At 48.4% G+C, this 10370-nt stretch carries 8 protein-coding genes; 4 read left to right on the top strand and 4 right to left on the bottom strand.

Annotation, left to right across the window (positions count from 1 at the left end; translation table 11 throughout):
* The first annotated feature begins 622 nt into the window (after positions 1-622).
* The 3 genes from RIE73_RS16160 to RIE73_RS16150 all read left to right on the top strand — a co-directional run bounded on the left by RIE73_RS16160 (position 623) and on the right by RIE73_RS16150 (position 5301).
* Positions 623-1744, top strand: a complete 1122-nt coding sequence (locus tag RIE73_RS16160; RefSeq protein ID WP_446402146.1) for a septal ring lytic transglycosylase RlpA family protein — start codon at positions 623-625, stop codon at positions 1742-1744.
* Positions 1745-2331: 587 nt separating this feature from the next.
* Positions 2332-3894, top strand: a complete 1563-nt coding sequence (locus RIE73_RS16155) for a bifunctional pantoate--beta-alanine ligase/(d)CMP kinase (protein WP_446402145.1) — start codon at positions 2332-2334, stop codon at positions 3892-3894.
* A 504-nt stretch (positions 3895-4398) separates the two neighbouring features.
* A complete protein-coding gene (locus RIE73_RS16150; RefSeq protein WP_446402144.1) occupies positions 4399-5301 on the top strand; it encodes a polysaccharide deacetylase family protein in 903 nt (300 codons plus the stop codon).
* 264 nt (positions 5302-5565) lie between these two features.
* Here the strand turns inward: RIE73_RS16150 and purH are convergent, their stop codons facing one another.
* From purH to RIE73_RS16135, 3 genes are all read right to left on the bottom strand, one after another.
* A complete protein-coding gene (gene purH / locus RIE73_RS16145) occupies positions 5566-7128 on the bottom strand; it encodes a bifunctional phosphoribosylaminoimidazolecarboxamide formyltransferase/IMP cyclohydrolase (RefSeq protein WP_446402143.1) in 1563 nt (520 codons plus the stop codon).
* Between the two features lie 287 nt (positions 7129-7415).
* Positions 7416-7544, bottom strand: a complete 129-nt coding sequence (psaJ, locus tag RIE73_RS16140) for a photosystem I reaction center subunit IX (protein WP_446402142.1) — start codon at positions 7542-7544, stop codon at positions 7416-7418.
* Between the two features lie 139 nt (positions 7545-7683).
* Positions 7684-8178 (bottom strand): Photosystem I reaction center subunit III, encoded by a 495-nt coding sequence (locus RIE73_RS16135; RefSeq protein WP_446402141.1) that lies wholly within the window; start codon positions 8176-8178, stop codon positions 7684-7686.
* A 149-nt stretch (positions 8179-8327) separates the two neighbouring features.
* Here RIE73_RS16135 and tsaD point away from each other — a divergent pair, with 149 nt between their 5' ends.
* Complete coding sequence (gene tsaD, locus RIE73_RS16130; RefSeq protein WP_446402140.1) at positions 8328-9374, top strand: tRNA (adenosine(37)-N6)-threonylcarbamoyltransferase complex transferase subunit TsaD; 1047 nt, start codon at positions 8328-8330, stop codon at positions 9372-9374.
* A 111-nt stretch (positions 9375-9485) separates the two neighbouring features.
* On the opposite strand, the gene RIE73_RS16125 is transcribed toward tsaD, so the two are convergent.
* On the bottom strand, positions 9486-10370 hold an 885-nt coding region (locus tag RIE73_RS16125; protein WP_446402139.1), incomplete at its 5' end, for a DUF362 domain-containing protein.

The following is a 10370-nucleotide window of genomic DNA, read 5'->3' as shown; positions in this document are numbered from 1 at the left end:
AACGGAAAATAGGGCGTTTCGGCTTTTAGAAGTGAGTTTGACCGAACCTAATTTTGTACGGTTTTTCCTCCTTGTCTTCTTTCCTTCCTTGTCCTCCTTGTCTTGTCCCCACCCTAAAATAAAAAACCTACACCTGTCAGGGAATGTAGGGGCGGGTTTCACTATTATCGTTTTTTTCTGCCCCGATGTGACTAAACCCGCCCCAACCCAGGAATATAGGGGCGGGTTTATTACAGTTATCGGTTTTTGCCAAAACGTTATCGGTAAAACCCGCCCCTACAGCATTGATGGAAAACCTTCGCCGCGATGGTCTAGGTCTGTTGCCTCTATTGTAAAGTTTTGTTAAGAAACTCGTAAATTCCCTGAGAGGGGTAAAAGCGGGAAATCCTTGTCATACCAGGCTTTAGGGCAAACTCGATAATATTGCACTTTAAAAAATCTTATGGCTGATTCCCAAAAATCACTGATCCCCAAACCCAAAACTTCGTGTTAGTCTGTGTCAGTTCCACAAAAATAGGACGAAATCGAAATGAGTATGAGTTGCAGTAGATTTTTCTTAATCCTCTTGCATCACCATCCATAACCCTAAACGTAGAATTCTAGAGGCTTTTGATCTAGGCTTATGAATCAGCGAATTTTGAGTGGTCTCACTGTTACCGTCTTAACCACAGCCCTCAGCACAGTGATATCCCATCCAGCTAACCAAGCTCAGGCAGTTGACCAAGGTTCTGAGGGCAACTTGACTCCCGCTCAAGCGCTACACTCTGGGCAAACACCTCCCTCCACCTCCTCTCAACCAACCCCTCAGCCGCCAGAGGTGGTAAAAGTGGGAGAATTTCAATCCCCCACCGCCAAGGGTGGGGAAGCAGAAGAAATCATTGCTAAAATTCATGCCTATTCACTCGATGGGCGTCAGGCGGCTACTCTGTATGTGCGCGACATCCCTGTTCTGACGTTCTTAGGTTCTCCTGCAACTGCAAATAATGACACCAAAGTGGGAGAAGTGGCTCTGGGAAATGACACTGAACCCGAGTATTCCTCATCAAAAACGGTGTCTGACTATCCATCCTCAGAGGCAGACCAACTGGACAATACCGCCTCGCCCAGTGTCACCTCAACCAGTAATGCCAATCCAGATGATGCCGTAGGGCGGGCGACAGCGGTTGCGGCTCAACTCAATCAACTGCATCGGGATAATATTGATGCAGAGGCGATCGCCGTTCGTTGGAATGAGTCGTGTAACTGCTACAGCATCAAGGTAAACGACCAGGAGTTGGTGCAAGTTAACGACAACACTATCCTGCCCGATACCACCGAAAACCTAACCGAAGATGCCCGACAAGCCACGAATCGACTGCGACGCTTGATGGGTAATGCTCCCCCCATACGCCAAATTGAGGGCAAACCCAAAGCCCAGACAATCGCCCAAGTCGCCCTGGGTCCAGTACGCTTCCAGGTTAAGGGTATTGCCTCCTGGTATGGTCCTGGCTTTCATGGAAACCGCAGCGCCAGTGGTGAGCGATTTAATCAAAATGCCCTAACCGCCGCTCATCGCAGCTTACCCTTTGGTACTAACGTGCGAGTCACCAACTTAAATAATGGTCGCTCCGTTATCGTGCGGATTAATGACCGAGGACCCTATACCAGAGGGCGAGTCATTGACCTTTCCGCCGCCGCCGCCAGAGTCTTAGGATTGATTAGGACGGGTGTGGCACCTGTACGGATTGAGGTTTTAGATAACTAGTGGACTGACACAGCTAAAATGATGGATTAGATGTGACGATTGAATCGGGCGCAAGTCTTTGCGCCCCTACAGTTTCGGGGCTAATGGTTAATTCATCAAATAAGGTGTGCCACGCCACTAGTGGACTGACACAGCTAAAATTGTGGAATAGATTTGACGTTTAAACCGGGCGCAAGCCTTGCGCCCCTACAATTCTAATCCACCAATTAAGGTGTGCCACGCCACTAGTAGGGAATAGTTTTGAGTGTGTAGGGGCGGGTTTAGGAACTTGATGCGTGGCTATTGATGGTAACGTTTCTGCAAAACCCGCCCTGACCAATCCTTCGCTTCCCTAGTCGGACAAGGTTGTGAATGTTCCAGACGTGCCATGGCGCGTTTGAGAGGAGAGGGCGACCCGACCCAATTGAGTGAACTGGAGTTGTTCATTAATGCAAGCGGGTCGCCCCTACAAAGTTTATGAATTCTTGGACGAATGACCAATGACCAATGACCAATAACCAATGACCAATAACCAATGACCAATGACCAATGACCAATGACCAATGACAATTGCTAACATCGATCTAAGATCCAACCACTAAACTCTCATGCGTCTGTTTACGACAATCGCGGGATTGCGCTGCCACTTAGACCATCATCGAACCCAAAAAACCGTCGGTTTAGTGCCGACGATGGGAGCGTTACACCCTGGTCACTTGAGCTTAATCGAGCGGGCAAGACGCGAAAATGCTATTGTCGTTGTCAGCATTTTTGTCAATCCGCTCCAGTTTGGACCTGGGGAAGATTTGCAGCAATACCCGCGTCAGTTGGAGGAGGATCAACGCTTTTGTGAACAAGCGGGAGTGGATGTGATTTTTGCGCCCACAGCCGTGGAGTTGTATGGTGATGACCCATCCGATTCAGGCACCCCGACGGAGTTCACTCAAGTCCAACCCCCACCAGCCATGACTTCTATATTATGTGGTCATTCTCGTCCAGGTCACTTTCAGGGGGTGGCGACGGTGGTGACGAAGTTATTAAATCTAGTGCAACCCGATCGCGCTTATTTTGGTCAAAAGGATGCTCAACAATTGGCGATTATTCGCCGTTTGGTCGCGGATCTAAATATACCTGTCACTATCGTCTCTTGTCCGATCGCCCGTGAGCCGTCAGGTCTTGCTCATAGTTCTCGGAATCAGTATTTGACACCAGCACAAAAGGCACAAGCTCCGATTCTCTACAAGGGTTTACAAAATGCCCAAAATGTGTTCCAAGCTGGGGAGCGCGATCGCACCGCCTTAATTGCTGCTGTTACCTCAGAACTCAGCTTGATAGAGGAGATTCAAGTCGAGTACATTGAATTAGTCCATCCCACTACTCTGACTCCCCTAGAACAAGTAGAAGATCAAGGATTACTCGCGATCGCGGCTCGTCTGGGTTCAACTCGATTAATTGATAATATCCGGCTGCGAAATCGCCAACCGATTATTGCCATTGATGGACCCGCAGGAGCCGGAAAATCCACGGTAACTCGGTTAGTGGCGCAGCAATTAGGCTTAATGTATCTGGATACGGGAGCCATGTATCGGGCGGTGACGTGGCGAGTGCTGCAAGCCGAAATTGATTTTACTGATGAACCTGCGATCGCGGAATTGGTGAGTCAATGTCAAATATCCTTGATCAGTAGTGGTTCCCAACCCCAAAGTTTGAGGGTGTGGATTGATGGCAAAGAAGTCACCCAGGCGATTCGCTCGTTAGACGTTACCGCCAATGTTTCTGCGATCGCGGCGATCCCGGTTGTACGTCACGAATTAGTCAAACAACAGCAGCGCTGGGCGTCTAAAGGTGGTGTTGTCGCTGAAGGGCGAGATATCGGGACTCATGTTTTCCCCGATGCTGAACTGAAAATTTTTCTCACCGCCTCGGTTCAAGAACGGGCACGCCGACGCCTGCAAGATCTTCAAGACGAAGACCAAGGTACTGTCAGTTTAGAACAGTTAGAGGCGGATATTCAATTACGAGATCAGCGTGACAGCACTCGCGCCTTAGCTCCCCTGCGCCAAGCCGCCGACGCGATCGAAATTAATACGGATGGATTAACAATTCCTGAAGTTACCGATAGAATTATTAGTGCATACCACGAAAAAGCATTATCGCCAACTAACGAATAAAAGCTTGCCTATAAGCATTACCGTCTTAAACCTTCTAGTGGTGTGGCACAGCTAAAATTGTGGATTAGATTTGACCATTGAATCGGGCGCAAGTCTTTGCGCCCCTACAGTTTCCGGGTAATTCTAATTCATCTTGCTAAGGTGTGCCACGCCACTACCTTCTGCTACACCCCCCCACTCAAAAAAACTAATCCTTTATCCCGGATATACTGCCATTTGCGTCGTAACTAACAAAAGAATCATTAACACTAAGGCGGATTTCGGTATCCAGTTGCCCTACAGCGAACTGAATATCCCCCGAAATGGTTGCGTTTAGCGATTGAGACGCAGGGTTTAGCATCAGAATTCATCAAGCGGGTTGATCTACGCTTAGACATAAATGTCTGGCGATAGATCAACCCGCCGCTTGGATTATTCTACAACAAGAATGATCCAAAAATTGCTGATCTGCTAAACAACCATGACGTGCCGCCTGTGTATTCAGAGGAGTGAAGGAGATTAAAGGTGGCAAACCCTTGTCAGTTAGTTTGGCAGTACAGATTATCCATTAGTTTAACCGCTGCCACACTTGGTTTTATTGCAAGTTTGAGTGTATCCGTTGCTCGTTCAGTTAACCCAAAACTAGCGATCCCTAGTCCAAATCTGAACCAACAAGAACGATCAACATCCCAGAGTTTGCAAATCAAGGGCTTACTTGGAGAGGAACAAGATATCTATGAAAAAATGCTGGTTCACTTGGCAGAGGAAGAAGCCAAACGCTTAACCTTTTCTGTGCCAGTAGAATTTCAAGGCAAAACCATTCATTCTCGTGTCCTTAAGGATAACGCTAAAGTGATTGCCCTCACCTTTGATGATGGACCTTCATCGCAAACAACCCCCCAAGTTTTAGACATTCTCAAACGAGAAAATGTCAAAGCCACTTTTTTTGTGGTCGGTAAGACAGTTAAGACTCATCCCCAGCTTATGAAACAAATTGTGGCTGAAGGTCACGCCATTGGTAACCATACGTGGAATCATCACTATCACCAGTACAGTCCATCGGCGGCGGCGCATGAACTGGAGACAACCGCCACTTTAATTCATCAACTCACTGGCGTCAAAACGGCGTTATTCAGACCGCCTGCTGGCATTTTAAATAACGGCTTAGTCAGCTATGCTCACCAAAAAAAATATGCCGTGATCATGTGGTCAGCCGATACAAAAGATTGGCAAAGTCATCGGATAACTGTGCCAAAATTAATCGATAACGCCCTTGAAGACGTGCAACCGGGTGGTATTATTTTACTCCACGATGGTGGTGGCGATCGCTCAAAAACAGTGCAAGCTTTACCGAAGTTGATTACTGAACTCAAACAGCGCGGTTATCAATTTGTCACGGTGTCGGAATTATTGGATATCCCAGATTAACATTGTCGAGACGGGTTTAGACCCAATTGTAGGGGCGGGTTTAGGAGCATTGGTGTCAACTTAAGCGCTAAAAGCAGGGGGAGCGGGGGGAGCAGGGGAAGCAGGGGAAGCAGGGGAAGCAGGGGGAGCAGGGGAAGCTCTTGCTGGAAGCAGAGATACTTTCGCCTGGGATGGCAAGCCGACCTAAGCGCCGAAGTTCACCTCAACAGGGGGTTGAAACTGTTGCCTGTTGCCTGTTGCCTCTTGCCTCTTCCCACCACCTAATTAATGCAAGAAATGACGCCGACCTGTCAGAACCATGACTACACCCAATTCATTCGCCGCCTGAATCGAATCCTGATCGCGTAAACTTCCGCCCGGTTGTACGATCGCTTCTATGCCAGCATCAGCCGCCGTCCTTACGGAGTCATCAAAGGGGAAGAATCCATCACTGGCGAGAATACCCCCTTTGGCTTTTTCCCCAGCTTGTTCTAAGGCAATTTTCACCGCACCCACGCGATTCATTTGACCCGCGCCAATTCCTAATGTCGTGCGATCGCGGGTGACGACAATGGCATTGGATTTAACATGTTTACACACCGTCCAGGCAAATAATAACTCCTCTAATTGATCCGTCGTCGGTTGCTTTTCGGTAACAACTTGCCAGTCGTCGGGGCGATCAACAGCATCATCCGACGCTTGCACCAACAACCCGCCAGCAATAACTTTTACAGTTTGCTGGGGACCATTTGGTAACTCAGGTAGCAGTAACACTCTTAACTTCGATTTTTTCGCCAGAATTTCTTTAGCATCAGGTTCACACTCCGGTGCAACGACACATTCTAAGAAGGTTTGGGTTAACGCCCCGGCTGTCGATAGGTCAATCGGATGGTTCAGGGCGACAATACCGCCAAAGGCAGAAACGGGGTCAGCATGTAAGGCTTTTTCGTAAGCTTCAAACAGCGTACCTCCCAACGCCACACCACAGGGATTGGTATGCTTGAGGACAGCGGCGGCGGGTAAATCCGTAAATTCAGTAATAATCCGCCGTGCGGCTTCTAAATCCACCAGATTATTGTAACTGAGTTCTTTTCCTTGCAGTTTAGTGGCGGCTGCCCAGCCTGCGGGAGTGGTTCCGGTTTGATACCAGGTTGCCGATTGATGGGGATTTTCTCCGTAGCGTAGGGATTGCAGTTGCTTTCCGGAGAGGACAAAATCTTGGGGAAGGGATGGTGCTTCCGGGGCTTCGCTGCGGGGTTCCTGGGTTTTGCCTAGGTAGGAAACGATCGCGCGATCATAGTCACCGGTATGAGAAAATGCCTCTATTGCACAGGCTTGGCGGAATTCTAGAGACGGGTGATGCTCATGCTGGCGTAATTGTTCGAGATAGGTATCATACTGATTGGGATTACATAACACCGTGAGATGGGCGTAATTCTTCGCTGACGCCCGTAACATGGCAGGTCCACCAATATCGATATTTTCGATCGCCTCTTTCCACGTTACATCCGGTTTGGCGATCGTTTCCTCAAAGGGATACAAATTCACCACGACCAAATCAATCGGTAGAATCTCATGGGCTGCCATTTGTTCCACATCCTCCGCCACATCGCGCCGTCCCAGAATACCGCCATGAATTCGGGGATGCAGGGTTTTTACTCTACCGCCTAAAATTTCGGGAAATTCTGTATAATCTGATACTTTAGTTACGGGTAAATCCGCCGCTTGCAGGACTTTCGCGGTTCCCCCACTACTCATTAAGGCAAAGTCAAATTCTGTCACTAACTGGCGGGCAAACTCAACCAGTCCAGTTTTATCCGATACACTCAGCAGGGCTAAACGTGCCATAACTCTTCTCAATCACAATATTCTTTAGGATATCTGTTATTAGGGAAATTCTCCCCCATCTTCCCCATCTTCCCCATCCCTCATCAAAAACCCCGTCCTCGCCAATCAGGGGGACAGGGTTATCGGGGGAAACTCAAAATTACGATGAGGCAATAGCGAGTTTCCCGGCTACAAATAATCCTATAACTAGGATTTTTGGATAGCTTGTGGTGGTAATGCTGTTGGGAGGATGTCACTAAAGAACAATACCAACAAATTCTCTCCTCAATCTATACCCACCACTCCGCTTAAGGCATGGGATGGAAAAGGAGATCCGGGAAAAAGCGGTTAAATTCAATCAAAATTCCGGCGGTAATGGTTAACCAAATCGCAATTAACACCGGGGCTAAGGAAAGATACTTGAGAAAATACTGCATCAAACTTCTCCTGAACGTGGTAGGTAAGTCAATCAATCGTGTAACTAGAAGATGGGGAAAGCGAGTATGACCTTAATTCGCCGAAATGACGGAGAATTCTACAGCCATCAAATCCGATCTCCAGTTGTCAATTCTTAGATTAGCGAGGGGATACGGGGATCTCCTCCTCCTTGGCATATAATTTGCCAGAGAGGGCTTCTTGCACGGCGGCTAGGGGCCAAGCAAAACCAAAGAGCATTTTATTAATTGCCAACGGCATGTCGATGATAATTTCTTTTTCTTCGGGTTTCTTTTCGCTTTGAATCGCTTGTAAATAGGCGCGACCAACCCAACCAATCCAGCCAGCCATGTACAAAAAGAGAATGCTGGGAATGAGAAAGTCGCCAGCCCGACTGAAGCGACCATCAGCAATCAAGTGAGGCAGTCCGTCATCACCGCAGAGGGCTTCGGAATAGCGCTCAAAGCGTTTTTGCCCGGAATTGGGGTCATCGGTGGTTGCACGAGCGTTCTGCGCCCGTTGCTGAAATGCGGGTGACTCACTACAGGGTGTGAGATGGTCAAAATCAGCCAAGGCTGGATTGACAAAGCTAAACCAGAGGGTCACGGCGAAAAGTAGAGCCAACAATCGTCGCATAGAATTGTTTCCTTTTGTTACGAAATCAAAAGTTTTGTGTACGAAACACAGAAATGATTTGTACACTCCAGCAATATTACTCTGAGAGGTTGAACCTAGTAAAGTTTAATTAATTAAAATGTAAATTGATTGTTTCGGGTTATGGGCAAATGGCTTGTGTTTTAGCCATAGAAACCAGTTGTGACGAAACCGCCGTGGCGGTGGTGCACGATCGCACTTGTTGTAGTAATGTCGTGGCATCTCAGATTCCGGTGCATCAGCCTTATGGTGGGATTGTACCGGAAGTGGCGTCGCGATCGCATCTGGAGATGATCAATACCGCGATCGCCCAAGCTTTAACCGAAGCGAATCTGGGTTGGGAGGCGATTGATGGCATCGCGGCGACTTGTGCGCCCGGTTTAGTGGGTTCGCTGTTGATGGGGTTAACCGCAGCGAAAACCCTGGCAATGGTTCATGATAAGCCGTTTCTGGGAGTGCATCACTTAGAAGGGCATATTTATGCCACCTATCTGATTGAACCCGAACTCGAACCGCCGTTTTTATGTTTGCTGGTGTCTGGGGGTCATACCAGTTTAATTTATGTTAAGGATTGTGGCGTCTATGAAATGCTGGGTTCAACTCGTGATGATGCAGCAGGTGAGGCGTTTGATAAGGTAGCGCGATTGTTACACTTAGGTTATCCCGGCGGTCCTGTGATTGATCGGTTAGCCAAGGAAGGAAATCCTCACGCCTTTGGGTTACCGGAAGGGAAGGTATCTCGTGCGAGTGGGGGGTATCATCCTTATGATTCCAGTTTCAGTGGGTTGAAGACGGCTGTCTTGCGATTAGTGCAACAATTAGAACAAAAAGGGGATGAATTACCTGTTCAGGATATAGCCGCCAGTTTCCAGGAAACCGTGGCGCGATCGCTTACCAAACGGGCGGTTAATTGCGCGATCGATTATGGGTTAACCACAATTGCTGTTGGGGGTGGCGTTGCGGCAAACAGTGGCTTGAGACAGCACCTGCAAGGGGCGGCGTCAGCTCACAAGTTGCGCGTTCTTTTCCCACCGATTAAGTATTGTACCGATAATGCTGCCATGATTGGTTGTGCGGCGGCGGATCACCTGAATCGTGGACATACCTCTCCCTTAACTATCGGTGTGCAGTCGCGGCTACCGATTACCAAGGTGATGGAATTGTATAGCAAAAGGTAGAGGGCAGAGGGCAGAGGGCAGAAGGGAAAAGATTGACTGGTCAAGGTTTCAGCACCTTCATTTGTCTTAATCGACTTGGCGACTGCTATACCAACACTCAACAGGCGATCGCTAAATTGTTAACAGTTGACGGATTTGATCTGCCAGGGTTTGGCTAGCGCTATCCGCCGTTACCAGTTCAATTTGTTCAGCACTGCTAGCACCCAATCCTAGTTCGACGGCTCGTTGAATTTGCTCTAACTGCCAAATTGAACCACTAGAAACCGCATCAGTAGTGCCAAGCGATCGCAAGATGGCAATGGCGACTGCATCAATCGCCACGCGATCGGTTCCCGCTAGCATTACCTCGGCTTTTACCTTCTTCCCAGAGGCGGGTCCACCATTGACAAAAGCGTCTACCCCATCTAATAGAATCAGCGCGGGTTTGTAGGCTTGGTTAATTTCGGCAATCATGACTCGTTGATGAGGGGAAGAATGTAAATCCTGCATATAATTAAACGAATCCCCCGGCACATATTTGGCAACCATCCCCACGGAATTTTTTAGCGACAGGGTAAAATGACCGCCAAAACGATGAGTTTTCAAGCAACAGGTATTAACAATCGCTCCAGCATCGAGAATCGGACGAGCAAAGGCAAACCCTTTTTGCCAATGAGTTCCCTCGGCGGCAATATACTGCCATTGATCGGCATCCATCTCATCAAAAACAATGGTTTCCAAGCCATAGCGATCAGCCAATTGAAACACCTGTTTTTGTTCCATGGCTTGACGAGTATCTGCCATACCCGAGCGATCGCCTATGGTAATTCCTTGGCTTCCAGCAGTCTGTAACTCTTGCACCAGCGCCTCTAGGAGTTGCGTATCTGTAGCGGCTGGGGCGGGATCTCCGGTGTTATAGTTGGGCTTAAGGAATATAGTGCGATCAGAGAGTCGTTCCGGTTGTAGCAAATCCAGTGCTTTTTGAGTTCCAGCTACTCGGTCATCAGTACGCACCAG

Origin of the sequence: Coleofasciculus sp. C1-SOL-03, from assembly GCF_040220555.1 — a bacterium.
In the GTDB taxonomy this organism is placed as follows: Bacteria; Cyanobacteriota; Cyanobacteriia; order Cyanobacteriales; family Coleofasciculaceae; genus Coleofasciculus.
The sequence above is the reverse complement of the archived record's forward strand: the minus strand, read 5'-3'. Positions and strand labels throughout refer to the sequence as shown.

Excerpts from the sequence above, each read along its gene's own strand:
- RIE73_RS16160 (WP_446402146.1), top strand. The coding sequence starts at position 623 with ATGAATCAGCGAATTTTGAGTGGTCTCACTGTTACCGTCTTAACCACA.
- RIE73_RS16155 (WP_446402145.1), top strand. The coding sequence starts at position 2,332 with ATGCGTCTGTTTACGACAATCGCGGGATTGCGCTGCCACTTAGACCAT.
- purH (WP_446402143.1), bottom strand. The coding sequence starts at position 7,128 with ATGGCACGTTTAGCCCTGCTGAGTGTATCGGATAAAACTGGACTGGTT.
- psaJ (WP_446402142.1), bottom strand. The coding sequence starts at position 7,544 with ATGCAGTATTTTCTCAAGTATCTTTCCTTAGCCCCGGTGTTAATTGCG.
- RIE73_RS16135 (WP_446402141.1), bottom strand. The coding sequence starts at position 8,178 with ATGCGACGATTGTTGGCTCTACTTTTCGCCGTGACCCTCTGGTTTAGC.
- tsaD (WP_446402140.1), top strand. The coding sequence starts at position 8,328 with ATGGCTTGTGTTTTAGCCATAGAAACCAGTTGTGACGAAACCGCCGTG.